The 25,791-nt window shown below is 61.1% G+C and carries 22 protein-coding genes; 11 read left to right on the top strand and 11 right to left on the bottom strand.

Annotated features, from left to right (window positions below; all coding sequences use genetic code 11):
- The first annotated feature begins 57 nt into the window (after positions 1–57).
- Positions 58–1,446 (top strand): glutathione-disulfide reductase, encoded by a 1,389-nt coding sequence (gor, locus tag EN885_RS18970; protein WP_128242248.1) that lies wholly within the window; start codon positions 58–60, stop codon positions 1,444–1,446.
- Between the two features lie 55 nt (positions 1,447–1,501).
- On the opposite strand, the gene mgtE is transcribed toward gor, so the two are convergent.
- The 4 genes from mgtE to EN885_RS18950 form a co-directional block, all read right to left on the bottom strand.
- Complete coding sequence (gene mgtE / locus EN885_RS18965; RefSeq protein WP_128242247.1) at positions 1,502–2,866, bottom strand: magnesium transporter; 1,365 nt, start codon at positions 2,864–2,866, stop codon at positions 1,502–1,504.
- A gap of 392 nt (positions 2,867–3,258) precedes the next feature.
- Positions 3,259–5,145: an ABC transporter ATP-binding protein/permease gene (locus tag EN885_RS18960; protein WP_164897874.1), complete on the bottom strand. Its 1,887-nt coding sequence runs from the start codon at positions 5,143–5,145 to the stop codon at positions 3,259–3,261.
- 606 nt (positions 5,146–5,751) lie between these two features.
- The gene (locus EN885_RS18955) at positions 5,752–6,432 is read right to left on the bottom strand and encodes a DsbA family protein (protein WP_127204530.1); all 681 of its coding nucleotides are present in this window, start codon (positions 6,430–6,432) and stop codon (positions 5,752–5,754) included.
- A gap of 116 nt (positions 6,433–6,548) precedes the next feature.
- A complete protein-coding gene (locus EN885_RS18950; RefSeq protein ID WP_128242245.1) occupies positions 6,549–8,369 on the bottom strand; it encodes an extracellular solute-binding protein in 1,821 nt (606 codons plus the stop codon).
- A gap of 231 nt (positions 8,370–8,600) precedes the next feature.
- On the opposite strand from EN885_RS18950, the gene EN885_RS18945 reads away from it, so the two are divergent.
- Positions 8,601–9,230: an invasion associated locus B family protein gene (locus EN885_RS18945; RefSeq protein ID WP_095486806.1), complete on the top strand. Its 630-nt coding sequence runs from the start codon at positions 8,601–8,603 to the stop codon at positions 9,228–9,230.
- Between the two features lie 99 nt (positions 9,231–9,329).
- On the opposite strand, the gene hspQ is transcribed toward EN885_RS18945, so the two are convergent.
- Together hspQ and EN885_RS18935 are read right to left on the bottom strand one after the other, a co-directional pair.
- Positions 9,330–9,653, bottom strand: a complete 324-nt coding sequence (hspQ, locus tag EN885_RS18940) for a heat shock protein HspQ (protein WP_164547210.1) — start codon at positions 9,651–9,653, stop codon at positions 9,330–9,332.
- A gap of 206 nt (positions 9,654–9,859) precedes the next feature.
- Positions 9,860–11,071, bottom strand: a complete 1,212-nt coding sequence (locus EN885_RS18935; protein WP_127294911.1) for a UbiH/UbiF family hydroxylase — start codon at positions 11,069–11,071, stop codon at positions 9,860–9,862.
- 63 nt (positions 11,072–11,134) lie between these two features.
- Between EN885_RS18935 and EN885_RS18930 the strand changes: the two genes are divergently transcribed.
- The 8 genes from EN885_RS18930 to EN885_RS18895 all read left to right on the top strand — a co-directional run bounded on the left by EN885_RS18930 (position 11,135) and on the right by EN885_RS18895 (position 19,421).
- On the top strand, positions 11,135–12,073 hold the full coding sequence (locus EN885_RS18930) for a DUF2182 domain-containing protein (protein ID WP_095486804.1): 939 nt from the start codon (positions 11,135–11,137) through the stop codon (positions 12,071–12,073).
- A 14-nt stretch (positions 12,074–12,087) separates the two neighbouring features.
- Positions 12,088–12,702 (top strand): DUF1326 domain-containing protein, encoded by a 615-nt coding sequence (locus tag EN885_RS18925; protein WP_095486803.1) that lies wholly within the window; start codon positions 12,088–12,090, stop codon positions 12,700–12,702.
- Entirely contained in the window at positions 12,699–13,517 is an 819-nt protein-coding gene (pcsA, locus tag EN885_RS18920) for a phosphatidylcholine synthase (RefSeq protein WP_164547211.1), read from the top strand. The genes EN885_RS18925 and pcsA overlap by 4 nt, the downstream gene beginning before the upstream one ends.
- Positions 13,518–13,552: 35 nt before the next feature.
- The gene (locus tag EN885_RS18915) at positions 13,553–14,530 is read left to right on the top strand and encodes a quinone oxidoreductase (protein ID WP_128242244.1); all 978 of its coding nucleotides are present in this window, start codon (positions 13,553–13,555) and stop codon (positions 14,528–14,530) included.
- A 164-nt stretch (positions 14,531–14,694) separates the two neighbouring features.
- Positions 14,695–16,272 carry an ABC transporter ATP-binding protein gene (locus EN885_RS18910; protein WP_164897464.1) on the top strand — a complete coding sequence of 526 codons (1,578 nt, stop codon included), beginning with the start codon at positions 14,695–14,697 and terminating at the stop codon, positions 16,270–16,272.
- Positions 16,269–17,381 carry an ABC transporter permease gene (locus tag EN885_RS18905; RefSeq protein WP_128242243.1) on the top strand — a complete coding sequence of 371 codons (1,113 nt, stop codon included), beginning with the start codon at positions 16,269–16,271 and terminating at the stop codon, positions 17,379–17,381. Before EN885_RS18910 ends, EN885_RS18905 begins: the two co-directional genes overlap by 4 nt.
- Positions 17,381–18,301 carry an ABC transporter permease gene (locus EN885_RS18900; protein ID WP_095486799.1) on the top strand — a complete coding sequence of 307 codons (921 nt, stop codon included), beginning with the start codon at positions 17,381–17,383 and terminating at the stop codon, positions 18,299–18,301. Before EN885_RS18905 ends, EN885_RS18900 begins: the two co-directional genes overlap by 1 nt.
- Positions 18,302–18,353: 52 nt before the next feature.
- Positions 18,354–19,421: a BMP family ABC transporter substrate-binding protein gene (locus tag EN885_RS18895; RefSeq protein WP_095486798.1), complete on the top strand. Its 1,068-nt coding sequence runs from the start codon at positions 18,354–18,356 to the stop codon at positions 19,419–19,421.
- 96 nt (positions 19,422–19,517) lie between these two features.
- Here EN885_RS18895 and EN885_RS18890 read toward each other — a convergent pair whose 3' ends face one another.
- Positions 19,518–20,711, bottom strand: a complete 1,194-nt coding sequence (locus EN885_RS18890; protein ID WP_164897873.1) for a beta-propeller fold lactonase family protein — start codon at positions 20,709–20,711, stop codon at positions 19,518–19,520.
- A 128-nt stretch (positions 20,712–20,839) separates the two neighbouring features.
- Here EN885_RS18890 and EN885_RS18885 point away from each other — a divergent pair, with 128 nt between their 5' ends.
- The gene (locus EN885_RS18885; RefSeq protein ID WP_164897872.1) at positions 20,840–21,844 is read left to right on the top strand and encodes a LysR family transcriptional regulator; all 1,005 of its coding nucleotides are present in this window, start codon (positions 20,840–20,842) and stop codon (positions 21,842–21,844) included.
- Positions 21,845–21,973: 129 nt separating this feature from the next.
- Here the strand turns inward: EN885_RS18885 and rimO are convergent, their stop codons facing one another.
- From rimO to EN885_RS18865, 4 genes are all read right to left on the bottom strand, one after another.
- Entirely contained in the window at positions 21,974–23,287 is a 1,314-nt protein-coding gene (gene rimO, locus EN885_RS18880) for a 30S ribosomal protein S12 methylthiotransferase RimO (RefSeq protein WP_128242240.1), read from the bottom strand.
- A 136-nt stretch (positions 23,288–23,423) separates the two neighbouring features.
- The gene (locus EN885_RS18875; RefSeq protein WP_095486794.1) at positions 23,424–24,083 is read right to left on the bottom strand and encodes a TerC family protein; all 660 of its coding nucleotides are present in this window, start codon (positions 24,081–24,083) and stop codon (positions 23,424–23,426) included.
- Positions 24,084–24,339: 256 nt separating this feature from the next.
- Entirely contained in the window at positions 24,340–24,747 is a 408-nt protein-coding gene (locus EN885_RS18870) for a DUF930 domain-containing protein (RefSeq protein ID WP_128242239.1), read from the bottom strand.
- Positions 24,748–24,855: 108 nt separating this feature from the next.
- On the bottom strand, positions 24,856–25,626 hold the full coding sequence (locus EN885_RS18865; protein ID WP_128242238.1) for an SDR family oxidoreductase: 771 nt from the start codon (positions 25,624–25,626) through the stop codon (positions 24,856–24,858).
- Positions 25,627–25,791: the final 165 nt, after the last annotated feature.

The following is a 25,791-nucleotide window of genomic DNA, read 5'->3' as shown; positions in this document are numbered from 1 at the left end:
TTTTGATGGTTTGCAGCCTACCTGTCTCAGACATTTTGAAGGGCAAGGAGCCGCACCATGGCCGGTTACGACTACGATCTTTTCGTTATCGGCGGCGGCTCCGGCGGGGTGAGGGCGGCGCGCATTGCGGCGGCACTCGGCAAGCGCGTCGGCATTGCCGAGGAATACCGCTATGGCGGCACCTGCGTCATTCGCGGCTGCGTGCCGAAGAAGCTCTATGTCTATGCCTCCCAGTTTCCCGAACACTTTGCCGACGCCGCCGGTTATGGCTGGACCGTGCCGCAGGCGAGCTTCGACTGGCAAACACTGGTTGCCAACAAGGATCGCGAGATCAGCCGGCTGGAGGCTATCTACAGGAAGAATGTGCAAGGCGCCGGCGGCGAGACGTTTCAGTCGCGCGCCATGCTGGTCGATCCCCATGTGGTGCATCTTCTCGGCGAGGACCGCACCGTCACCGCCGACCAGATTCTTATCGCCACCGGCGGCCGCCCGGCACCGCACCCCGCTCTGCCCGGCCATGAGCACTGCATCTTTTCCAACGAGGCCTTCGACCTGAAGGAATTGCCGAAGGCAATCATGATCGAAGGCGGCGGCTATATTGCCGTCGAATTCGCCAACATCTTTCACGGCCTCGGCGTCGACACCACGCTTGTCTATCGCGGCAAGGAGATCCTCTCCCGCTTCGACATGGATCTGCGGCGCATGCTGCACGAGACGATGGAAAAGAAGGGGATAAGGATCCTTTGCCATGCTGTATCCGAATGGGTGAGGAAGCGCCCGGACGGACGGCTAGACGCCGTCGTCACTGGGGGCGAGGTGCTGACGATCGATCAGGTCATGCTCGCCATCGGGCGTCTGCCCAACACCGAGAACATGGGTCTGGAAGGTGTCGGCATTGAATTGTCGAAGACCGGCGCGATCCATGTCGACAAATACTCCCGCACTAATATCGACAACATCTGGGCGATCGGCGACGTCACCAACCGCGTGCAGTTGACGCCAGTGGCGATCCACGAGGCGATGTGTTTCGTCGAGACCGTCTTCAAGGGCAACCCGACCGCGCCCGACCACGATACGATCGCCACCGCTGTCTTTTCGCAGCCCGAGATCGGTACGGTCGGCCTGTCGGAAGACGAGGCCATAAAGCGTTTTTCCGACATCGAGGTCTACCGCGCCACCTTCCGGCCGATGCGGCATACACTGTCCGGCCGCGACGAAAAGATGCTGATGAAGCTGGTAGTCGACGGCGCCTCGAAAAAGGTGCTCGGCGCCCATATCCTCGGACCGGATGCCGGCGAAATGGCGCAGCTTCTCGGCATTCCGCTGAAGGCGGGGCTGACCAAGGATGACTTCGATCGCACAATGGCCGTGCATCCGACCGCGGCGGAAGAACTCGTCACCATGTACAAGCCGACCTACCGGGTGAAGGACGGCGAGCGCGTCTGACGCGCCAAGAACCCATCGCGGCAGCGAGATTGCCGCGACGGAAGCGCGAGAGTTGTTACAGCAGCGTGCCGCGCAGGATCACCAGCGCCACCGAAAAATAGATCACCAATCCGGTGACATCGACAAGCGTGGCGACGAACGGGGCCGACGCGCTGGCCGGATCGAAGCCGATCCGCTTCAGGGCGAACGGCAGCATCGATCCCGACAGCGAGCCGAAGGTGACGATCCCGATCAGTGCAGCACCGACGGTTGCGGCGATCAGTTGCCAGTGCGGGCCGTAATCATAGAGGCCTAGATACTGCCACAACGTGATGCGGCAGACGCCGACGACGCCGAGGATCGATCCAAGCACCAGTCCGGCCGGTAGTTCGCGCAGGGCCACCCGCCACCAGTCGCCAAGACCGATCTCGCGCAGTGCCAGCGCTCGGATGACCAGCGAGGTCGCCTGCGAGCCGGAATTGCCGCCGGAACTCATGATCAGCGGAATGAACAGGGTCAGCACAACAGCCTTCTCCAACTCGCCTTCATAGCTCTGCATCGCATTGGCCGTCAGCATCTCGCTGATGAACAGCGCGCACAACCAGCCGGCGCGTTTCTGGATCATGGCGAGAAAACTCATCTTCATGTAGGGCTCTTCCAGAGCCTCCATGCCGCCGAAACGATGGACGTCCTGCGTCGTCTCTTCGATCATCGTGTCGATGATGTCGTCGACGGTGACGATGCCGAGTATCTTCCCGTTCTCGACGACCGGGACAGCGAGCAGGTCATACTTGGAAATGAGGTGCGCAACCTTTTCGCGGTCGGTCAGCGGCGAAACGGTCACCGGCAAGCGATCTGGAGCGATCGCCATGATCGGATCGTCCGGCTCGCCGGTGATCAGCCGGCGCAGGCCGGTCGAGCGCACGAGGACGTGCGTCCGCGGGTCGACGACATAGATCGCGTAGACGGTCTCGCGGGTCCGCTCCACTTTGCGGATATGGTCCAGCGTACGGCCCACGGTCCAGTCCGAGGGCACGCTGACATATTCCGTCGTCATGATGGAGGCGGCGCTGCCTTCGGGATAGCCAAGAATCGTTAGCAGCGTCGCGCGCAACGGCGGCGCGAGGCCGTCGAGCAGCTCGCTACGTGCCGGCTCCGCCAGATCGCGCGATATGTCGGCGGCGCGGTCGACCGACATGGCGGCGAGGAGTCTACCCGCCTTGACACGAGGCAGCGCCTCGACGAGCTCGGACGCGCCATCAAGCTCGGGCTGGTCGAATATCTCGACCAGCCGCTCGAAAGGCACTTCACAGAGCAGTTCCGTCGCTGTTTCGCGAGGCTCCCGGTTCAGTGCCTCGACAATGTCGGCGACATGATCGTTTGCGAGGATACGGGCGATCGCGGTGGCATCGCCGCGCGCAACGAGGGAAGATTCGTTCATGGCTCACTCCTTGCCGCCCGGCAGGACGTGAACCGGTCAGGTCACGTTCAGGCGGACGGCGGTTGCGTTCGACTGTGACTGTCGCCAGGCATGGCGCGGTGACCTTTCTGCTCGCGGGTCAAGGCATGACCCCGAAAATCGAATTCGGCTTTCGGAAGAGGATCATGCCCAAAATCAAAAGTGCTACAGCGTCATTTGCGCGTCCAAAAGGATGAGCCGCGCTGTAGGTTGAAATTCTGCAAGCCGGCGGAACATAGGAGGGCGCCCGGCCGAGTCAATCGCAATGGCGGCTGAAAACGGCTGCGGATGGGTCAGATCGCAAGACTGTGATCGCTGTCGGATGCGCTGCGGCGATGCAGGACCGACAATGGGCAGCAATCGTCATGTCGCTGCTATTTCTGCCTGATGCGGCGAGGGAAGCGCAGCCATTTTTCCTCGACCGGCCTTGGGTGCGCGAGGATGGTGGTGAGCTCGAGCGGCAGGCTCGGCGCCAACGGCTTCTTGGTCGCGACACCGTCCGCGATGGTAACGATGCTGTGGTAGAATTCGGCGCCCGAAAGCGACCTTGGCGGCACGGCCTCGTGCATGATTGAGATCACCGTGACGTCTGGACAATTGTCCTTGATCGCCTGATGGAAAGCGATCTTCCCTTCGGGATCGAGCGCGCCGGTCGCTTCGTCGAGGAACAGCAGGCCCGGCTGCTGCAGGACGATACGAGCGACAACCAGCTTCTGTTTCTGGCCACCCGAAAGCACCTGGTCCCAGTTCATTCCCTCACGGGTTTCATCAGCCATGTGTTCGATGAAATCGCCAAGGCCCGCTCTGTGCAGAGCCGACGCAACCTGCGCGTCGGTGTGATCGTGCTCTGAGCCGGGCAGGCAGACCAGTTGCTTCAGCGAGACCTGCTGCAGCTTGACTTCCTGGGCGGCATAGAAACTTTCGACCCCTTCCGGGAATACGATGGTACCGCGGCCATAGGGCCACAAGCCGTTGATCGCCTTGATCAGCGATGTCTTGCCGCAGCCTGATTCACCCTTCAGGAACGTCCACTCGCCGCGTCGGAAGCGCAAATTCGCGGCGCTCAGGAAGGGCGAGGCGTCCTCGCCCTGATGGGTCAGCTCCAGCTTCTGGATGGTCAAGCCGAAAACCGGATTTTGGCGGTCGTAGCGGAAATCGGAGCAGCCGGTGAGACTGTAGAATTCCTGCGGATGCTGGACATTTTCGATCGCGTTGGCGAGTTCAGTCACGCGTTGGCTGTTAGCCCGCAGCGCCGCGATGGAAGGCATGACATGGATGAACCACGAGCATTGACTGATCAGCGAGTTGACCATCTCTGAGCCGGTTATGTAGCCCTTGAGGTCGAAACGGTTGTGGATGTAAGGCACGAGGCCCGGCCCATAGGCGACAATGCGGGCGCCGATGAAATTGTAGATCAGCTCGAACGAACGGTAGCCGGTGTTGACGATGTTCAGCCGCGCCCAGGTGCGGTCGATGTCGACATAAAGCCGGTCGTGCATCGTCTTTTGCACATTTTCGCCCTGTGACGCGGCGACGTGGAAACTACGGCGCAGGAACGTGGTCAGCTCGCCGCGATAACTGCCTTCGGACTGCTGCATCCTGATATTGAGCCGTTCCAGCAGTCTGCCGACCTTCACCGCGATCCAGGTGTTCAGTGGCACGTATATGGCGACCGCCAGGAAAGCCAGGACCGCGCTGCCATAGCTGCCGAGGAACTCAAGCCCTTTCACCTCTACCGAGGTTTCAAGCAGTTTCTGGCCGACGAAATAAAGCGATGTGGCGACAGCCATGACCCCAATGGCGAGGCCGATGGCTCCGCCGGTCATGTCCTTGATCGATTCCTGGACGCGCTGGTCGATGTTGTCGGGAGCGGCGGCGCCGGAGGACCCATGCTGGGCGTGGAAATGCGTATGGTTGGTGTCGAGAAGCGCTTCGTTGAAACGGCTGTCCAGCCAGCCGCGCCATTTGCGATGCAGCGTCGCCGAGACAAAGGTGCGGATGCCGGTAAAGCCCGCGTCCTTGAGCACGACCAGAAGGATGAGCATGCCGGCGTTGGTAAGCAGCGATGCGAGCGGCGTGGTGTTCGCGGCATCGTGATAAAAGGCGATCGAGTTGACCAGTTCCCCGGATGCTTCGGCGAACCAGACGCCGGCTTTGCTGGAGAGCGCGGTGAACAGCGCGATGACCAGCGTCAGCGTCCAGGCCTCCACCCAGCGGTCCGAGAACCAGTAGGCCCGCATCAGTCCCCAGAAGCTGCGCATCGAGGAAACCGGTGTCAGGAGCGGCGGCCTTGCGGCACCGCGGAGCCATTTTTCCGATATTGAATGTCGCTCTGGTCTACCGACCCGAATCACTATCCGCCCAAACCTCTTTTAGTTTTGTTACAGACAGTAACACCAATTGATCATTTTCCATTATCTTTTCTCGGCCTACCGGTGGATTGACCCACTCGGCGTTGCCATCAAGCAACAGAATTCAGGACCGCCATGTCATGCGGTCTCGTTCCCGAAGGCATATTGTCCCTATAATTTCAATGGCTTGTCGGCCCACATATGCGAACGCGAGCACTTTCCCTTAGGGAAGCCCTTCACACAGCTTTGTGAAAAGTCGATCAGCCGATTTTATGCTGCGGAAGACAGAGGCGCGCAAAAACGTGTCGTCTTCGACACGTCTTTGTTGGCATGTCGACCTGGCGGCGGCCGAAAAAGTGACCGGAAATGGCGCTGGCTGAAGCGCTGCTGCAGCGATGTCGCCAAGCTCGCCCACGGAAACAGCCGGAGCTAGGGGCCGTTTCCTGCAAGTCAGCCAGCCAAGGGATTGACCCGCACCAGCAGCAACGGCCACCGATTTTTAAGGTGACGGTGTATTCAGTTCGCCTTCTCCATCTCACCCCGCGCCTTGGCCGCCGCAACCTGGCGAATGGCGTCGGTGAGCGTATCGATGTCTTGCGCGCCCATCACCGCATACTTGCCTTCAAGCAGGAAGCACGGCACGCCCGTAATGCCCATGTGCGAAGCGGTGGCGATTTCGGTGCGCACCGCCTCGACATCGGCGTCCGTCGGCAAAAGCGTCTCGACCACGGATGCATCCATGCCGGCCTCGCGGGCGGCGTTGATCAGCACGAGATGGTCGCCGAGATTGGCGCCTTCCTCGAAATTCAACTGGAACAGACGTCGCACCAGCCGGTTCTGCACGACCTCGCCGACGGCACCAGCCCAGCGGATGACACGGTGCGCGTCCAGCGTGTTGGGCGCGACCTTGATGGCGGCGAAGGCGAAGTTGATCCCCTCGGCTTCGCCCAGTGGCTCGATGCGGGCGTGGATCTCGCGGATGCGTTCGTCGCTGCCGAACTTGGCCACCATGTATTCGCGGCGATCCTTGCCTTCGGGGGGGATGGTCGGGTCGAGCTGGAACGGCCGCCAGCGTATATGCACGTCGATATCGCTTGCCGCGGCAATCGCCTTGTCGAGCCGCTTCTGGCCGATGAAGCACCACGGGCAGACGACGTCGGACACGACGTCGACGGTGATGGAGTTCAGTTCGCTCATCATGATCTCCTGTCAGGAGGGGAAGCTTTTCTTTTGGGCATGACCTCATCCGGAGGTCGGCAAGCAGAACCGGGGGTCTAGTTTTCGCTGACGCGGACCTTCGGTTCGGATTGTATTCAGTTCGCCTTGCGCCACCACGTCGGCAGTCGATAGCCTGATATGGGCGTCTTTTCAGGATGTTCCAGGTAGCTCCAGTAGGCAAGCCATTGCTGCGTGTTGTGCTGCATCGGAACCATGTAGTTGCCGGAGATCAGCAACCTGTCGAGAACCCGGACGGCGGCAACATAATCTTCGCGGCTGCGGGCGTCGAGCATCGCCGTAAGTGCGGCATCTATTGCCGGATCGGCGACGCCGGCGAGGTTGAATGACCCTTCGGCATTGGCGGCAGCGGATCCCCAGCGCCCGACCTGCTCGATGCCGGGCGACAGCGAGTTCTCGAAGCCGCTGGTGCCGATCAGCACCTCGAAATCGAAACGTTGCTTGCGCGACTGGATCTGGTCGCCGTCAAGGCTGCGGATGGTGACATCGATGCCGATCTTCGCCAGCGTGCGCTGGTAGATGGCGGCAAGACGCTCCTCGTTCTGCGAGGCGGTCAGGATCTCGAAGCCGAAGGGTTTCCCCTCTGGATCGTGCATCGCTCCATCCTGCAAGGTAAAACCCGCGCCTTTCAATATATCGAACGCGGCCTTCAGCACCTTGCGGTCCTGACCCGAGCCGTCGGCGACGGGTGGCCGCCAGGTACCGTCCATGACATCGGCCGGCACACGGCCCGGGTAGGGTGCCAGAAGCGCCTTTTCTCTATCGTCGGCCGGATGGCCGAGCGCGGAAAGCTCGGAATTCTGCCAATAGCTCATGGTGCGCATGTACTTGCCGCCGAACAAGTTCTTGTTGGCCCATTCGAAGTCGTAGAGCATGCCGAGCGCGCGTCGAACGACCGGACTGGAAAACTTCGGCAGCCGTGTATTGAACAGGAACCCCGTCACCACTGGCGGGATGCCGGTGTCGAACGTTTCGGCGATCACGTCGCCCTTGTGGAAGGCCGGGAAGTTGAGATCGCGCTCGCGCTTGACCGGATCGCTGTCGTCATCGATGGCGCAAATGCCTTTCTTGAAAGCTTCCAGCTTGGCGTTGGCGTTGAGGAAATATTCGATGGTGATCTGGTCGTAATTATCGAAACCGCGCTTGGTGGGGATGTCCTTGCCCCAATAATCTGGGTTGCGCTTGAACACGATACGCTGGCCGGGCGCCACCTGCGCCACGGTGTACGGGCCACTGCCGATCACAGGTTTCAGCGTGGTCCTGTCGAAAGTCTCCTTGTTGAAAGCGTGCTTCGGCAGAATTGGCGTCAGCGCGATAATCAACGGAGTCTCGCGGTTGGCCTTGTCGTTGAATGTAAAGCGCACGCTGCGGTCGCCGGTTTTTTCGAGTTTGGCAACCATGCTCATACGGGCGCTGTAGGGTGGCCGGCCTTTTTCGGTAAAGACGTCGTAAGTGAATAGCACGTCGTCCGCAGTCACCGGTCGGCCATCCGACCACTTGGCCTTCGGATCAAGATGGAATTCGATGCTCTTGCGCTCTGGATCCATGTCGGCAGTGTCGGCAAGCAGGCCGTAAAGACTGAAGGCTTCATCGTCATTGCGCTGCATCAGCGGCTCGAAGACGAGATTACCGAAGATCTTATCCATCATTCCGCGCGCCGTCGTGCGCAGGCTCTTCAAGATGAACGGGTTGAGATTGTCGAAGCTGCCGACGACGCAATAGGTGATGCTGCCGCCTTTGGGCGCATCGGGATTGACGTAGTTGAAATGCGTATAGTCGGCCGGCAGCGCCGGCTCGCCTTGCATGGCGATCGCGTGTTTCGGCTCCGACAGAGCTGGCTGAAGCGAAAGGGTGATAGACGAGATCGCGGCGATCAGCCAAACAAGAACGCGGCCCATGACCGTCTCCTTACTGGGTCGGCTTGATGATTCGGAGCGCACCCTAACATGAGCCGGCCACCTGGCGGCCAATCGCGAGTTCAAGAATTGCGAGTATCGGGCTGGATTCGGCACCACTTGCGGTGTAACACGCCGTCCGAGTCATTCTGTTGCCTCATTTTGGCAACAGGTAGCTGGACCACACGGCGCGAAAAAGCCGGCCCTGGGATTATTTGAGAGGAAGTTCACGATATGACGAGCCTGAACAGCAACGCGTACCGCCTGTCGGTCCTGGCCGCTGGCGTGGTCGGCTTTTTGGGCGCACAACTTCCTGCTGCTTTTGCGCAGCAGCAACAGCAGATTCCGCAGGGCTGGTTCAAAGCCTGCACCAAGCAGGAAGACGTCGACATCTGCAATGTCCAAAACATCACCACTGCCGGCAACGGCCAACTCGTCACCGGCGTCAGCCTGATCGAGTTGAAGGGCAAGGTAAACCGCAAGGTGTTTCAGGTGACGGTTCCGACCGGTCGCCTGGTTCCTCCCGGCATTGGCCTTCAGATCGATACCGGAAAGGCGCAGAAGCTCGATTATGTGATCTGCTTCCCCGACCGCTGCGTGGCGGAAGTGCCGCTGACCGACCAGCTCGTCGCCTCCTTCAAGAAGGGTTCGAACCTGACGCTGACCTCGGTCAATTTCCAGAACCAGCCGAACCCTATTAAGATCGCGCTGACCGGCTTCAGCGGCGCCTTCGACGGGCCGCCGCTGCAGCAGTCGGATATCGAGGATCGGCAGAAGAAGCTTCAGGATTTTGTTGCCAAGAACAACCAGGACTTCGCCAAGAAGCTCAAGGAAGAGCAGGACAAGGCGAAGACCGCCAACTGATCGCGCCCAAGCGAACAAGAAAAAGCGGGGTCATGCCCCGCTTTTTTTCGTTCCGGCCGGCCATTTCCTGATCCCAGTCAGGCCCGCAATCTCGCCATGTCAATGTCTTGACTGGCGTCTCGGCGCGTAGCGCCCGTCCGGCCTCTTGTCGAACATCTCGCCGATCTGCGGATGCCGCACCGGTTCGCCAGACTGATCCTCGAGCAGGTTCTGCTCAGACACATAGGCGATGTATTCCGTTTCCGAATTCTCGGCGAGCAAATGGTAGAAGGGCTGGTCCTTGCGCGGCCGCACATCCGCGGGGATCGCCTCGTACCATTCGTCGGTGTTGGCGAACTGCGGATCGACATCGAAAATGATGCCGCGGAACGGAAACAGCCGGTGGCGAACCACCTGTCCGATCGAGAATTTGGCTGTCTTCATCGTACTCACCACTAAGTCCCGGGAATGCCGTGCGGCCTTGGAATGCGCAGACTCCCTAAGACCTTGAATTTACGCATTACGCTACAAAAATCGAGCCCGACTTTAGGGCTGATGCCTGGCTCTATTTGGCGCAGACGCCGCGTCAATTCAATGCCGAAGCGCTTGACGCCCCGTCAATCTACGGGCTAGCCCCGCCCGAGGGCGTGCTACCGCCGGATTTGTTTCCTTAATCCGCCGGCGAGCGCCGCAAAACCACTGCCGGGCAGCAAGCCCTCGCGCATGAAAAAGGCGCGCAGCGGCGCGAAGCCGCCGAGCACGCCGAGGCCGGCACTTCGGGCCATCTGTGCCGGCAGCATGTCCGAGAGCAGCGACTTGTTGAGCAGGTTGACCGCGCTGCTGCGTGCCACAATGTCGGGCCGACGCCTGAAATCATAAGCTGCAAGTGCCTTGACGGCGCCTGGATCGGGCCTGTTTTCGCAAGCAATTCCAATCAGATCGTCGATGTCCCTGATACCAAGGTTGAGACCTTGCGCGCCAATCGGCGGGAACACATGGGCGGCTTCGCCGACAAGCGCCACCCGGTTACGCGCGAAGCACCGCGGCGTCACGCCCGAAAGCGGGTAGATCTGCCGGCCGGGCTCGACAGACACCCGGCCCAGCATCGATTGCATCCGCAGTTCGACCCGCGTCGAAAGCGTCGCGTCGTCCAATGCGGCGAGTTCCTTCGCTGTTTCCGGTTCTACCACCCAGACAAGGCTGGACCGGTTGCCGGGCAGGGGAACCTGGGTGAACGGACCGGTCTCGGTGTGGAATTCGGTCGAGGTGAAAGCGTGATCGCTGCGGTGGCCGAAATTGAGAACCAATGCCGCCTGCGGGTAGGAACGGGCGGATGTCGAGATGCCGGCAGCCTCGCGGGCCGGCGACAGACGCCCGTCGGCAGCGACCGCCAGCGATGCCGCGATCTCACTGCCGTCAGACAGGACCGCATGGGCATGATCGGCGTCGAGGCGCCAGCTCTCCACCATCAATTTTCGCCATACGATGCCGGAATGCGCGGCAACAGCCCCGGCAAGCGCGGGGTTGAGCGCGCTGTTGGGTAAATTCAGCCCGAACTGCTCCTCGCCGATTTCGCTGGCGCGAAAAATGACCACCGGGCTGCGGATCAGCCGGCTGGTTGCATCGACGATGCGCATCACCTTCAGCGCTGCGGCCTGGGATCTCACCTCGTCGAGGACGCCCAACCGCTCAAGCATCTTCAGGGCCGGGTTCATCAAGGCCGTCGTTCTGCCGTCTTGGCCATTTGCCTCAGGTCCGACGAGCGTCACCGGAAAGCCGGCATCTGCGAAGCCAAGCGCCGCAATCAGCCCTGCCGGGCCGCTGCCGGCAACCAGTATCCGTGCTGTCTCCCGATGGTCCAAATTCGGCTTCCCGGTTGCGAGGCGAGGCGGTCGGTCCGACCTGATAGGCATATAGGTCAGATCATGCGGCTTGATCAACGCGGCGATTCGGCCCATTCGATTGCCATGACCGGCCAAGACCATGATTTCAGCCATCTCGACCGTGTCGGCCGTGCCACGGCAAGCGTCTCGCGCAATCCTCGACTGACGGTGAACATCGTCTTGGGGGCAGGCGTCCTCCTGGCATGGCTGCTTCTTGGCGCCATGGCGATACGTGGCGCCGAAAGCCGGGTTCCCGGCATCGATGCACCCGGCGACACGATGCTCAGATATCTGCCGGAGCTGCCGCTGCCGGATTTTCTCGAGCGCTTCTTCACCCTTTGTCTCGCACCCGCGCCGCTCGACGGAGGCGTCGGCGCGCAGGCCGGAGCGTTCATCGTCATGTGGTTCCTGATGGCGATCGCCACCATGCTGCCCTCGGCGGCGCCGATGATCCGTACCTATTGCGAGATCGCCGATACTGCGCGGATCAAGGGCGAACCGGTCGTCCATCCGCTGGTCCTGGTCGCCGGTTACCTCAGCGTGTGGTTGGCTGCGTCGGTAGTGTTTGCGGCGCTGACGCTCGCCGTCCACACCTTCGCCTCATCTGTGCAGATGCTCGATCCAGTGGTCGGAGCGACCGGAGCAGCCGCGCTTTTGGTTGCCGGCCTCTACCAGTTCAGCGGCCTGAAGGAAGCCTGCCTGACAAAATGCAAAAACCCGTTCTCGATCCTGTTTTCGAACTGGAGCGCGAGGCCCGGCCGCATTTTCCGGCTCGGCATGGAGCAGGGCGTCTGGTGCCTCGGCTGCTGCTGGGCGCTGATGCTGGTGATGTTCGCTGTCGGTGTGATGAACGTGTTCTGGATGGCGCTGATCGGCCTGTTCACCTTGATCGAAAAACAGACGGCGGGCAGGCTGCCAACCCGGGTCGCCGGTGCGATACTGCTTGTCTGGGCAACCGCCCTGCTAGTAGTCTCGGCATAAGGGGAGAGAATTCGATGGCAGATCAAAGCTGGGCAATGAAAGGAGAGCTGGTGCTCTCCTGCAATTGCACGGTTTTTTGCCCTTGCGTGCTGTCTCTCGGCAATCATCCGCCGACCGAGGGCTATTGTCAGACCTGGGCAGGGTTCCGCATCGATGCCGGCCATTTCGGCGAGGTCGACCTGTCCGGTCTCAACCTTGGGCTGGTCATGGAAATCCCCGGCTATATGAGCCGCGGCAACTGGACGGCCGGACTGTTCATCGACAAGCGCGCCTCGGTCTATGCGGTCAAGGCATTGACGAAAATTTTCACCGGCAAGGCCGGCGGAACCACCTCACTGCTCTCCATCTTGGTCGGAAAGTTCCTCGGCGTCGAGCAAGCGCCGATCACTTATGAGACGCGCGACAGGACGCGGGTCTTCCAGATACCGAAAATCATCGATGGGGCGGTGACGCCGATTGCCGGCAAGGACCGCGACAAGGATACGGTGATCAGCAATTCGGAGTACTGGATCGCACCGGAAATCATCGTGGCCAGGTCCGACAAGAGCAAGATGCGGGCCTTCGGCCGCAACTGGAATTTTGCCGGCCGCTCGGCCGAAATCTGCAAGCTGGACTGGCGGGGCCCGTGAGTAAAAAAATAACGGCCAGGAAAATCACGGACAGGATTCCAAGGCCGAAAAAGAAAGTCACGTGGCCGCAGGCACGCGCGTTTTCGGTCCACCTGCTGACCGCGTCGGGGTCGTTCCTGGCATTCCTGTCGCTGGTGGCTGCGAGCGAGCAGCGCTGGACAGCGATGTTCTGGTGGCTGGGACTGGCGCTATTCGTCGACGGTATCGACGGGCCGATCGCCAGGAAACTCGAGGTCAAGGAAATCCTGCCGACGTGGTCGGGCGAACTCCTCGACAACATCATCGACTACGTGACCTACGTGCTGATACCGGCCTTCGCGCTTTATCAGCGTGGCTTCATGGGCGAGGGCCTGTCGTTCCTGTCGGCGGCGATCATCGTGGTATCGAGCGCGATCTACTATGCCGACACCGGCATGAAGACGAAGGAAAATTTTTTCAAGGGGTTTCCGGTGGTCTGGAACATGGTGGTGTTCACGCTGTTCGTCATCGATCCGGGACAATGGGTTTCCTTCGCCGTGGTCGTGGTGGCCGGCATCCTGACCTTCATGCCGATCTATTTCATCCACCCGGTGCGGGTGGTGCGGCTGCGCCCGATCAACCTTGGCATGACGCTGCTATGGTGCGCTTTCGGAGCGCTGGCCCTGGCGCAGGCAGCTCTTGCCGCTTTCTACGACCAGATCGGCGTTTTGGGCGAGCAGGTGAGTGTCTTCACCAAGATCGGGATCACGGTCACCGGGCTTTACCTCGCTTGCATCGGCGGTATCATGCAGCTCTTTCCAAATCTCGGCGCAAAGCCGGATGACAAGAAAGCCTGATCCCCAAGAGCGCCTGATCCCGAGAGAGCCAGAAAATGTCCAAAGCGATCCGTATCCACGTCAATGGCGGTCCGGAGGTTCTGACCTATGAGGACGCCGAACCGGGCCAACCCGGCTCGGGGCAAATCCTGGTCAGACACACGGCGATCGGCCTCAATTTCATCGACGTCTATCATCGCTCCGGCCTTTATCCTCCGCCAGGCGGTTTCCCGCTTATACCCGGCAGCGAGGCGGCCGGATTGGTATTGGAAGTGGGCGCGGATATCGACTGGCTGAAGCCGGGCGATCGCATCGCCTACGCCGTGACGACTGGCGCCTATGCCGAGCAGCGCGTGATCGCCGCCGACCGCGTCGTGAAGGTGCCGGACGGCATCAGCGACGAACAGGCGGCCGCCATGATGCTGAAAGGGATGACGGCGGAGTATCTGCTGCGCCGTACCTTCAAGGTGAAAGCGGGCGACACGATCCTGTTTCACGCGGCGGCCGGCGGTGTCGGGCTGATCCTCGGCCAATGGGCAAAGCATCTTGGCGCAACCGTGATCGGCACCGCCAGCTCTGCCGAAAAGATCGAGCTCGCCAAGGCGCATGGCTTCGACCATGTCATCAACTACCGCGAGCAGGATTTCGTCGCCGGCGTCCTCGCCATCACCGGCGGCAAGAAGTGCGACGTCGTCTATGATTCGGTCGGCAACGACACCTTTCCTGCCTCGCTCGATTGCCTAAAGCCGCTCGGCATGTTCGCCAGCTTCGGTCAATCGTCAGGCCCGGTCCCGCCGTTCAGCATGTCGTTGCTGGCGCAGAAAGGTTCGCTGTTCGCAACCCGTCCAACGCTGTTCGTCTACAACGCCAAGCGCGAAGACCTGGAGGCGTCCGCCGCCGCGTTGTTCGAAATCGTGCTCAGCGGCGCGGTCAAGATCAAGATCAACCAGCGCTACGCGCTTAGGGATGCCGGCAGGGCGCATTCCGACCTTGAAGGTCGCAGGACGACCGGAACAACCATTCTTATCCCATGAGCCTACGCATGGTGCTTTTCCGAAAATCGATTTCGATTTTCGGGCCGATGCGCTAGGTTTCCGCTGAAATTCTTGAAGCTCTTTCAAGACGGGTGCCGCTTTGCGACGACAGCAGGCCGCGCATACCATGCCTGCGGGAACACAGAACATATCTGGCAAACCAGATGGGAGGCACTGTGAGTGCAAATCAGGACGGCGCAACCCTGCTTGAGGTTCGTGGCCTCACCAAGACGTTCGGCACGCTGACAGCGTGCGACCATGTCGATCTCAACGTCGCGAAAGGCGAAATCCACGCGCTGCTCGGCGAGAACGGCGCCGGCAAGTCGACGCTCGTAAAAATGCTGTTCGGAACACTGGAGCCCAATTCGGGCGAGATTTTCTGGAACGGTCAGGCGGTCACGATCACTAATCCCGGCTTTGCGAAGAAGCTTGGCATCGGCATGGTGTTCCAGCATTTTTCGCTGTTCGAGGCACTGACGGCGGCCGAGAACATCGCCCTGTCATTGGACGACGGTTCGCCGATCAGCACGATTGCCGCGAAGGCGAGGGCGCTTTCCTACAGCTATGGCCTGCCGCTCGACCCGCAATCGCTGGTCGGCGACCTGTCTGTCGGTGAGCGCCAGCGTATCGAGATCATCCGCTGCCTTCTGCAGACGCCGCAGCTCATCATCCTCGACGAGCCGACTTCGGTGCTGACGCCGCAGGAAGCCGACAAACTGTTCGAGACGCTCGAACGGCTGCGCTCGGAAGGAAAGTCCATCCTCTACATTTCGCACCGCCTTGAAGAGGTCAAGCGCATCTGCGACCGCGCCACCGTGCTGCGCCACGGCAAGGTGGTTGGCCATTGCAACCCGCGCAAGGAAACCGCAGCATCACTGGCGCGCATGATGGTCGGCAACGACGTGCAGGCCGTGGTGCGCGCGCCGGCCCAGGGTATCGAGACCGCGCAGCCGCTGCTTGAAATCCGCGCGCTCAGCCGCAAGCCGGCAACGCCGTTCTCGATCCCGCTCAGGAACATCAACTTGACGGTGCGCGCCGGCGAAGTGATCGGCATTGCAGGCGTCGCCGGCAACGGCCAGGGCGAGTTCTTCGAATCCGTTTCCGGCGAGGCGCCGCAGCAGGATGCCGCTTCGGTGCGCATCCGCGGCAAGGATGCCGGCGGCCTCAGCATCACCGGCAGGCGGTTGATGGGCGCTGCCTTCGTGCCGGAAGAGCGGCTCGGCCACGGTGCGGCGCCGCGAATGAAGCTCTCGGAAAACCTGCTTCTGTCGCGCCATGCCACCGATGGAAAGGTGTTTGTCGGCGCCGGTGGAATGGTCAAAAGCGACGCGATCTATGCCGCTGCCCAGCGCATCATCAAAGCGATGGATGTGCGCAAGAGCGCTCCGGATCCAGAGGCGGCAGCGCTTTCAGGCGGCAATCTGCAGAAATTCATCGTCGGCCGTGAACTCGACCGCAGGCCAAGCGTGATGGTCGTCAATCAGCCGACATGGGGCGTCGACGCCGGTGCTGCCGCCCACATTCGCCAGACGCTGATCGAACTGGCGCGCAGCGGCTCGGCAGTGCTGGTCATCAGCCAGGATCTCGACGAATTGTTCGAAATATCCGACGCGATCGCGGTGATGCACAATGGCGAATTGTCGAAGCCTTTGCTGATCGCTGAGGCCACGTTCGAAAAGATAGGACTGCTGATGGGCGGGGCCGAGCCCGGCCACGCCGAACACGCTCTGGAGACGTCATGATGCGCCTCGAACTCGTCAAACGGCCACAGCGCTCGATGCTGTTCTCGGCGCTGTCGCCCTTCATTGCATTCGTGTTGACGATCATTGCCGGCGCCATCTTGTTCGCGCTGCTTGGCGTCAATCCTTTGAAGGCGTTCCAAATTTACTTCATCGAGCCGATCAGTCAGGTCTGGCAGCTGCATGAGCTGGCGATCAAGGCGGCACCGCTCATTCTGATCGGGGTCGGCCTGTCGGTCTGCTACAGGGCCAATATCTGGAACATCGGCGCGGAAGGCCAATTCATCCTGGGCGGCATCGTCGGCTCGAGCATTCCGGTGCTGTTTCCGCAGTTTGAAGGCCCGCTGGTGCTGCCGCTGATCCTGCTGTTCGGCATGATCGGCGGCGCCGCCTACGCCGCCATTCCGGCTCTGCTCAAAGCGCGCTTCAACACCAACGAGATCCTGACCAGCCTGATGCTGGTCTATGTCGCGCAGCTGTTTCTCGACTGGCTGGTGCGTGGTCCCTGGCGCGATCCTAAGGGTTTCAACTTCCCGCAGACGATACAGTTCAACGACTCGGCCATCTTGCCGGAATTGATGCCGGCCTCCGGCCGCGCCAATTGGGGTTTTGTCTTTGCGCTGGTCGCGGCGGTGCTGGTCTGGATCCTGATGAGCCGCATGCTGAAAGGCTTCGAGGTCCGCGTGCTCGGCTCAAGTCCCAGGGCAGGGCGCTTCGCTGGCTTCGGCATCAACCGGATGGTGTTCTTCGCCTTCATGCTGTCGGGTGCGCTGGCCGGACTTGCCGGCATCTCGGAAGTCTCCGGCGCCATCGGCCAGTTGCAGCCGGTCATTTCGCCCGGCTACGGCTTCACCGCCATCATCGTGGCGTTCCTCGGCCGGCTCAATCCACTAGGCATCGTCGCGGCGGGCCTGGTGCTGGCGCTGACCTATCTCGGCGGCGAGGCGGTGCAAAGCGCGCTCGGCATCTCCGACAAGGTGGCGCGCGTGTTCCAGGGCATGCTCCTGTTCTTCGTGCTCGGCTGCGACACGCTCATTCACTACCGCATTCGTCTGATTGGCTTTGCCGCGCCGAAGCTTGAATCCGCACCGAAGCTGGAGGAGGCCCGCTGATGGACATCACCGTCAACATTCTTTTGACCATCGCAACCGCGGCGACGCCTTTGCTGATCGCGGCGATCGGCGAGCTGGTGGTCGAACGTTCCGGCGTGCTCAATCTCGGTGTCGAAGGCATGATGATCATGGGGGCGGTCGGCGGTTTCGGCGCCGGCTATCTCACCGGATCGCCGTGGATCGGGTTGTTGGCGGCGATCGCCTTGGGTGCGGTGTTTTCGCTGCTGTTCGCCGTCATGACGCTGTCGCTGGCCACCAACCAGGTGGCGACCGGTCTGTCGCTGACATTGCTCGGCCTCGGCCTTTCCGGCATGATGGGCACCAGCTTTGTCGGCCAGCCCGGCGCGAGGCTGCCAAACCTCGACATTCCCGGCCTGACAGCGATCCCGGTCATCGGCAGGTTGTTGTTCGGCCAGGACCCGATCTTCTACATCTCGATCGCATTGACCGCCGCCGTCATGTGGTTCCTGTTCAAGACCCGCACCGGACTCACGCTGCGCTCGATCGGCGACAGCCACACATCGGCCCATGCACTTGGCATCCAAGTCATCCGCTACCGCTATCTCTCAGTGATCTTCGGCGGCGCCTGTGCAGGCCTTGCCGGGGGCCACCTGTCGTTGGTCTATACGCCGCAATGGGTAGAGAACATGACCGCCGGGCGCGGCTGGATCGCGCTGGCGCTGGTCGTGTTCGCATCATGGCGGCCATGGCGGGTGCTGGCCGGCGCCTATATCTTCGGCGCGGTATGGATCGGCCAGCTTCATGCACAGGCTTTTGGCATTCCGGTTCCCTCACAACTGCTTTCTTCGTTGCCCTATCTGGCAACCATCGTGGTTCTCGTTCTAATCTCGCGCAACAAGCGTTTGACGATGATGAACACACCGGCTTCCTTGGGGCAGCCATTCGTTCCGGATCGTTGAATAATAAAAGACAGCCGGGAAGCTCCAAGGCTTAACTCAGAGAGGTAACACGATGAAAAAACTGCTTATTGCGCTGATGGCCACGGCGGCAGCATTGTCGCTGGCGGCGACCGCCGAAGCGCAGGAAAAGCTGAAAGCCTGTTGGGTCTATACCGGCCCGATCGGTGATTTCGGCTATTCGTACCAGCATGACCAGGGTCGCCTGGACGTAGAGAAGGCGCTCGGCGACAAGGTCGAGACCGCATACCTGGAGAACGTCTCCGAGGGTCCCGATGCCGATCGTGCTTTCGAGCGCCTGGCGCGCGAAGGATGCAAGATCATCTTCGGCACTTCCTTCGGCTTCATGGACCCCGAAGTGAAGGTCGCCAAGAAATTCCCCGACGTTAAGTTCGAGCACGCGACCGGCTACAAGACGTCGGACAATCTCGGCATCTACAATGCGCGCTTCTATGAAGGCCGCTACATCCTCGGCCAGATCGCCGCCAAGCAATCGAAGTCGGGCGTCGCCGGCTACATCGTTTCGTTCCCGATCCCCGAAGTGGTGATGGGCATCAATTCCTTCATGCTCGGCGCCCAGTCGGTCAACCCGGACTTCAAGGCGAAGATCGTCTGGGTCAATTCATGGTTCGATCCGGGCAAGGAAGCCGACGCCGCCAAGGCCCTGTTCGACCAGGGTGCCGACATTATCGTCCAGCACACCGACTCGACCGCTGCCCTGCAAGTCGCCGAAGAGCGCGGCCTGCAGGGGTTCGGCCAGTCTTCGGACATGATCAAGTTCGCTCCCAAGGCGCAGTTGACCTCGATCGTCGACGATTGGGGACCCTATTATATCAGCCGGGTGAAGGCCGTGCTCGACGGCACATGGAAGCCCGGCAACGTCTGGCTGGGCATCAAGGACGGCGCCGTTAAAATGGCGGCTTACACCAACATGCCCGATGACGTGAAGGCGATGGCGCAAGCCACCGAGAAGAAGATCGTCGAGGGCTGGAACCCCTTCACCGGGCCGATTGCCAAGCAGGACGGCACGCCATGGCTCAAGGACGGCGAAGTCGCCGACGACGCTACGCTGCTCGGCATGAACTTCTACGTCAAAGGCGTCGATGACAAGCTGCCGCAGTAAGCGCAAGCACTGGGGAGGGCGCCTTCGGGCGTCCTCTTTTCATGCGCAGAGTTTCGAAGGTTAACCTGCCCGACTGCGAGTCCCACTCACGAAAGTTCAGCGGGCGATTATCGTATGGACGCCCGCGGGCAGCCTGATGCGATCCGATGTGGGAGCGAGCGCCGGGCGCCCTTCCGTCGTGATCTGCCATATCTCGACGGCGCCGCCAAGGGGCGCTTCGTCATTGCGGTAACGGTTCACGCCGACGAAGAGCTTTTGTCCCGTGCGATCAAAAGCGAGTCCTTGCGGCAGCACACCTTCGAGCGGCCATTCGCCGTGCGGTGACAGCCGTCCTGTTTCAGTGTCCAGCTGATAGAGGCTGAGCGACGCGTGCTCCGTCCAGTCGCGCGAGCCGTCTGGCTTGCCGGTGCCGCGAAGGTTGGACGTGACAAGAAAGCGGCCGTCGGGGCTGAAGGCGATCGTCTCGGCGCCCCAGCCACCAAGCGCGATGTGAGGCACGGTGTGCCTTGCCGCGTCGCCCGTCGCGCCGACATCGGCAAGCCGGACTGTGGTGAGAATGCCCTCCTGAACGCCATAGAAGCCAGTTGCATCGATTCCCCACTGAACATCGGAGGTGATGTAGTAGCGGCCGTCGGGCGAAAAGCGGCCGATAAAGGGGAACTTGTTCGTCTGGACGCGATTGCCCCAGGGACGAATAGCAGAAACCGCCCCGTCCTTTCCGCGCAGCACCTCATAGAAGGCAACCTGACCACGGTCGACGAGATTGACCCCAATATACCGGCCGCTTGGATGCCACTGCACCCAGGTCGCCTTCAATGGAATGAAACCCGTTGACGGCTCAAGATCGAGACCGAAGCTGGATACGGGCCCGAACCGACCCTCCCTGACCGGTACGAAAGTGAGTTCGTGTTCGGCGTCGACAGTAATCGCGGCGATAAGATCGCCTGCAGGATTGAGATGAATCGCCTGCGGCTGGATTCCGATCCTCACGCTGTCGACCGCCGACGAGTGGCCGCCATCGAGCCGGAGCGATCTGATCGTGTCGCCTTGCTGCAACTCGTCGAGGCGGGTCGCCCGTTCGGGCCGTTGACGGAAAGTTTCGGCGACGAAAACGAACCGGCCATCCAGGGAAACGTCTAGTGCTCCGGGCGGCCCATAGGTTGAATTCGAAACCTCCATCATCGCGACAGAGCGAGACCGCTCCGTCGGCGAGGTGATGATGGACAGCGTATCCAGATAGTGAGGGGCTGGAGGCCCGAGCTCGCCCGTCTCGTAGACGGTCGGCACCATATCGAGATCCGACAACACGAAGACGGCCCCTCCGTGACCTTCGGCCGGCTGAGCACTTGAGAGGCTCGGCATCAGGAATAGAACGATAGCAGCGAGAGAACAGCGTCGCATCCATGTCTCCATATCTATTGGAAGGCGCCTATCTTCCGGGTTCGCTTTCAGTCGTCCAATCGATATTTGACATCTCAATATTCCCTTCAGTAATAAACTGTCGGAGGCCCAGTGTGAATCTAGCTGCCGTCGATCTGAACCTGCTTGTCGCCTTCGACGCCCTCCTCAGTGAAGGGAGCGTGAGCGCGGCGGCAGCCCGCATCGGGCTCAGCCAGCCTGCGATGAGCAAGCGCCTCGCCCATCTGCGTCGGCTTTTCGCCGATGATCTCTTCGTTCGTCATGCCGATGGCGTGCGGCCGACCGAAAAGGCGATCGATCTCGCCGATCCGATCCGGGCCGCGCTACGCCAGATCCAGGATGCGTTGGGAGGATTCGGCCAGTTCTCGCCGGAGCGATCGGGTCGCATCTTCAGGATCGCGACCACCGATCACATCGCGGCGACTTTGATGCCCAGACTGATGCCGGTGCTTCGTTCAGCGGCGCCTAGAGTTTCGATCGTCTTGCGCAGCTTACATCGCCAGGAGATCGTTGATTGTCTTGAGAAGGGCTCGATAGACCTTGCGATCACTATCCTGCCCGATGCGCCGACGACGATCAAACGTGCATCACTCTTCCACGTGAACTGGATATCGATCGTCTCGACCGAGCATCCTGAGATCCGCGGCGCGCTGACGCTCGAACTCTTTCTGAAGTATCCGCACTTGCTGGTCACTCATGTCGGCGATCTGAAAGGCTACATCGATCGTCTGCTGGACGACCGCGGCCTGAAGCGGACCGTTGCAATGAGCCTGCCTTATGCGCTCGCCGTGCCGGCGATCATCGCTGAGACGGACATGATCTGCACCTTGTCGGCAAACGTGATCCGGCTTACGAATTGGCCGCGCGTGCGCTCTTTTCCGCTGCCCTTCGACTACTTCGGTTATCAGGAAACTCTGCTTTGGCATCGGAGGAATGACAGCGATCCCGGTCACGCCTGGCTCAGGCGGATGCTTATCCGCGTAAGCGAAACAGTCACGTCCTAGCGCGCCTTGCGTTTTGGTCGAACCAAAACCGCGCTCTAACTCTCTATTTTAACGCCTTTTGTCGGACGCCAAACGAAGACGTTTGGCTGCAAAATGCTCTAGCAGAAGGGGTCTTCACCCCGCCGGCCGTCAGACCGCCGAGCCGTAGAGATCGTAAGCGTCGGCGCGGTCGATCTTGACGGTGACGATGTCACCGGCGCGCAACGGGCGCCGCGACTGGATATGCACCGAGCCGTCGATTTCGGGCGCGTCGTATTTGGTGCGGCCCTTGGCCGAGGTGCCATGCGCCTCGTCAATCAGGACAGGCAGGCGCTTGCCGACCTTCCTGGCGAGTTGCGTCGCCGAGATCTTCTGCTGGCGCTGCATGAAGCGGTGCCAACGCGCTTCCTTGATCTCCTGCGGTACCTGTTCGAGGCCGAGGTCGTTGGAGCGGGCGCCCCTGACCGGCTCGTATTTGAAACAGCCGGCGCGGTCGATCTTGGCTTCGTCCAGCCAGTCGAGCAGCATCTCGAAATCGTCGTCCGTCTCGCCGGGGAAGCCGACGATGAAGGTGGAGCGGATGGCCAGATCCGGACAGATTTCGCGCCAGCCGCGAATGCGGTCGAGCGTCTTTTCGCCATGGGCGGGCCGGCGCATGTTCTTCAGCACCTGCGGCGAGGCGTGCTGGAACGGGATGTCCAGATACGGAAGGATATTTCCTTCGGCCATCAGCGGGATGACATCGGCGACATGCGGGTAGGGGTAGACATAGTGCATGCGCACCCAGATGCCGAGCTTGCCGAGTTCCTCCGACAGATCGAGGAATTTTGCCCGCACTTCGCGATCGCCGAACATGCTGGTCTGGTATTTGATGTCGATGCCGTAGGCGCTGGTGTCCTGCGAAATGACCAGGATCTCCTTGACGCCGGCCTTGGCCAGTTTCTCGGCTTCGCGCAACACGTCGGCCGCCGGTCGCGAGACGAGACCGCCGCGCAGCGCCGGGATGATGCAGAAGGTGCAGCGATTGTTGCAGCCTTCCGAAATCTTGAGATAGGCATAGTGGCGGGGCGTAAGCTTGACGCCTTGCGGCGGCAAAAGGTCGACATAGGGATCGTGGCTCGGCGGCGCGGCCTCATGCACGGCAGCCATCACGCTCTCGTAGGCCTGCGGACCGGTGATGGCGAGAACGTTGGGATGTTTTTCGCGGATGACGTCCGGTTCGGCGCCGAGGCAACCGGTGACGATGACCCTGCCATTCTCCGATAGGGCGGAGCCGATGGCATTGAGCGATTCATCGCGAGCCGAATCGAGGAAGCCGCAGGTGTTGACGACGACCAGATCGGCGCCGTCATGCTTGCGCGCGATCTCATAGCCTTCGGCGCGCAGGCGCGTGATGATGCGCTCCGAATCCACGAGGGCTTTCGGGCATCCAAGGCTGACGAAACTGACGCGAGGGGCAGACATAAAGGTTTTCCGGCTTTTCAGGATTGGCGGCGCAGTACCACACTTATTGCGGCATTGGTATGGGCCCGCGGCATCCGCGACGAAACGCACGATGAATGTATCGGTGCCGACGACGGAAACGGCGGGACAGGCGGCGTCAGCTCACCGCATTGTTCACATGCGGCCAGACTTCCAGCGCGCCTCGATAGACCATGTCGAGCGCGACATACAGAATGATCAGCAGGCCGATATAGGCAATCCAGCGGTGGCGGTGCAGCAGCTTGGCGATAAAGGTCGCGGCCAGACCCATCAGCGCGATCGAGAGAACGAGGCCGATGATCAGCACGGAGAAATGATCGCGCGCCGCACCAGCGACCGCCAGCACATTGTCGAGCGACATCGACACGTCGGCGACGACGATCTGCAGTGCGGCCTGGCCCAGCGTCTTGCGCGGTGACTTGCCAGCCACGGCATCGTCCTTGTCGAGATCGGCATTCGACAGCGCCTCGGTCGCTTCCAGCTCGTCGGCATGGGAGGTGCGCAGTTCGCGCCACATCTTCCAGCAAACCCACAAAAGCAGGATGCCGCCGGCCAGCAGCAGACCGACGATCAAGAGCAGTTGAACGGTTACTGCTGCAAAACATATGCGCAGCACGGTCGCGGCCAGCACGCCGATGAGGATGGCCTTCTTGCGCTGCTCGGCCGGCAGGCCGGCCGCGGCAAGGCCGATGACGATGGCGTTGTCGCCTGCAAGTACGAGGTCGATGGCGATAACCTGGAGCAGGGCGGAGAAGCCTGCGGCGGTAAAAATTTCCATCAACTGGAAGTTCCTTGCTTGTTTGTCGATCGTCGGCGCCGAGTATTCGGACGCCTAACGTGTATGGTTCCCGCGCGTCAAGAGATCGCTTGAGGGCAAAGGCCGGCAAACCGCCTGATCGCGGTGGAAATAGTCGGCAGCAGGTGAAAGCTACCATGGTCGAGATACGCTGGCGCATGATCCGGAATCGGGAAAGGATCATACGCCGATCCAGTGTTGGAGTGTCCATTGCGCGTCCAGTTGGACGCGCAACGCTCTAATTGTAGAGGTTGTATTCCGACCAATCGGTTTCCGGAATCTCCTCGCCGATCCGATAGCGAAAATCCAGAACCTGCATGTGGTCCTGCGCCGTCCGGCATTTGAATTTCAGCCGGTACCATTGTCCCTTGCTGCGAAAGGCAGCCCCAGGACTTGTGATTGCGTCGGTCTCCATTTCGGGCGTCGCAAAAGCGTAGGCGACCACGCGATCGGCTTTGTATTTGTGGTCATCATGGGTGATCCGGTCGAGCACTTCAGCATCGCATCGCTGTTCGAGCCGGGTTTGCGGGTCGAGCTTCAACAAGCCGGTGCGCAACGCGCTATCCATCGCGTTAGCCGGCCACGCCAGCGTCACCGACGCCAGAACCGTAAGACAGAGCTTCTTCATGGGCGGGAGGAGCATCATATTTGGGCGGAGAAATCAACCGCGTGCCGTTCCGAGCCAGGGTTATGAATGATGAAGACGCCATGAACGGGGTTTGACACCGGGCGAATTTTCGGTCCCGTGCAATCGTCACATCTGCACGGACATTCCGCCGTCAACGGTCAGCACATGGCCATTGACGAAGGATGCCGCATCGCTGGCCAGGAACAGGGCGGCGCCGGCGATTTCCTCCGGCCGTCCCCAGCGTTGCAGCGGAACCCGCTGGCGGGCGAAGGAAAGCATGTCGGGATCTTCCGCCAGCGCGGCATTGGTCTCGGTTGCGAACATTCCCGGGGCAATGGCGTTGCTGGTTACCCCGTGCGCGCCGTATTCGACGGCGATGCTGCGCATCAGACCGGTCAACCCCTGCTTGGCGGCAGGATAGACGGCATCGCCCGGACGTGCCATCTCGCCGACAATCGAGGTAACGGCGATCAGCCGGCCATGCCCCTGCGCTTTCATGATTTCCGCCGCATCCCGCGCCAACGAGATCGCCGAAAGCAGATCTGTCCGGATCAGATCAAGGATATCGTCGTCGCCGAACGCAGCGAGCGGCCTCCTGTCGCGGGCTCCGACATTGTTGACGAGGATATCGAGCCGGCCGCGGGTTCTGCGGATATCCGCGATCACGGTGCGGCCGGCCGCCACGTCCGCTATGTCGAAGGCGGCCGCCTGAGCACTGCCGCCGCTCGTTGCGATGGCGGCGACGGCGCCGTCGAGCACCGCGGCCGTACGTCCGGTCACAACAACATGGGATCCCGCTTCCGCAAAGGCGCGCGCGATCTCGAAGCCGAGCCCGCGCCCACCTCCGGTGACGAGCGCCACACGGCCAGCCAAGGAAAATCTGTCGAAAATGCTCATGCCAAGCGATCCTCCGCAGGCATAGGAACGGTAAGCCGATCCCAGGTGGTAAATGGCGGGCCAAGCCCGACGATCGAGCACTATGTCTACGCTACGGCACTCTCCAGTGAATTTTTCCATTCGGCGGATGGCTGCGCAAGTGTCTTGAACGCGGCCGCGCAGAGC

The organism is Mesorhizobium sp. M6A.T.Cr.TU.014.01.1.1 (genome assembly GCF_004022765.1).
GTDB classification, from domain to species: domain Bacteria; phylum Pseudomonadota; class Alphaproteobacteria; order Rhizobiales; family Rhizobiaceae; genus Mesorhizobium; species Mesorhizobium mediterraneum.
Note: the sequence above shows the minus strand (reverse complement) of the source record. Positions and strands in the feature narration are given on the sequence as shown.

Bases quoted from the DNA above. Each gene is read 5' to 3' on its own strand.
- gor (WP_128242248.1), top strand. From the start codon at position 58: ATGGCCGGTTACGACTACGATCTTTTCGTTATCGGCGGCGGCTCCGGC.
- mgtE (WP_128242247.1), bottom strand. From the start codon at position 2,866: ATGAACGAATCTTCCCTCGTTGCGCGCGGCGATGCCACCGCGATCGCC.
- EN885_RS18960 (WP_164897874.1), bottom strand. From the start codon at position 5,145: ATGCGCAGCTTCTGGGGACTGATGCGGGCCTACTGGTTCTCGGACCGC.
- EN885_RS18955 (WP_127204530.1), bottom strand. From the start codon at position 6,432: ATGAGCGAACTGAACTCCATCACCGTCGACGTCGTGTCCGACGTCGTC.
- EN885_RS18950 (WP_128242245.1), bottom strand. From the start codon at position 8,369: ATGGGCCGCGTTCTTGTTTGGCTGATCGCCGCGATCTCGTCTATCACC.
- EN885_RS18945 (WP_095486806.1), top strand. From the start codon at position 8,601: ATGACGAGCCTGAACAGCAACGCGTACCGCCTGTCGGTCCTGGCCGCT.
- hspQ (WP_164547210.1), bottom strand. From the start codon at position 9,653: ATGAAGACAGCCAAATTCTCGATCGGACAGGTGGTTCGCCACCGGCTG.
- EN885_RS18930 (WP_095486804.1), top strand. From the start codon at position 11,135: ATGCGGCTTGATCAACGCGGCGATTCGGCCCATTCGATTGCCATGACC.
- EN885_RS18925 (WP_095486803.1), top strand. From the start codon at position 12,088: ATGGCAGATCAAAGCTGGGCAATGAAAGGAGAGCTGGTGCTCTCCTGC.
- EN885_RS18915 (WP_128242244.1), top strand. From the start codon at position 13,553: ATGTCCAAAGCGATCCGTATCCACGTCAATGGCGGTCCGGAGGTTCTG.
- EN885_RS18910 (WP_164897464.1), top strand. From the start codon at position 14,695: ATGGGAGGCACTGTGAGTGCAAATCAGGACGGCGCAACCCTGCTTGAG.
- EN885_RS18905 (WP_128242243.1), top strand. From the start codon at position 16,269: ATGATGCGCCTCGAACTCGTCAAACGGCCACAGCGCTCGATGCTGTTC.
- EN885_RS18900 (WP_095486799.1), top strand. From the start codon at position 17,381: ATGGACATCACCGTCAACATTCTTTTGACCATCGCAACCGCGGCGACG.
- EN885_RS18895 (WP_095486798.1), top strand. From the start codon at position 18,354: ATGAAAAAACTGCTTATTGCGCTGATGGCCACGGCGGCAGCATTGTCG.
- EN885_RS18890 (WP_164897873.1), bottom strand. From the start codon at position 20,711: ATGGTGCCGACCGTCTACGAGACGGGCGAGCTCGGGCCTCCAGCCCCT.
- rimO (WP_128242240.1), bottom strand. From the start codon at position 23,287: ATGTCTGCCCCTCGCGTCAGTTTCGTCAGCCTTGGATGCCCGAAAGCC.
- EN885_RS18875 (WP_095486794.1), bottom strand. From the start codon at position 24,083: ATGGAAATTTTTACCGCCGCAGGCTTCTCCGCCCTGCTCCAGGTTATC.
- EN885_RS18870 (WP_128242239.1), bottom strand. From the start codon at position 24,747: ATGATGCTCCTCCCGCCCATGAAGAAGCTCTGTCTTACGGTTCTGGCG.
- EN885_RS18865 (WP_128242238.1), bottom strand. From the start codon at position 25,626: ATGAGCATTTTCGACAGATTTTCCTTGGCTGGCCGTGTGGCGCTCGTC.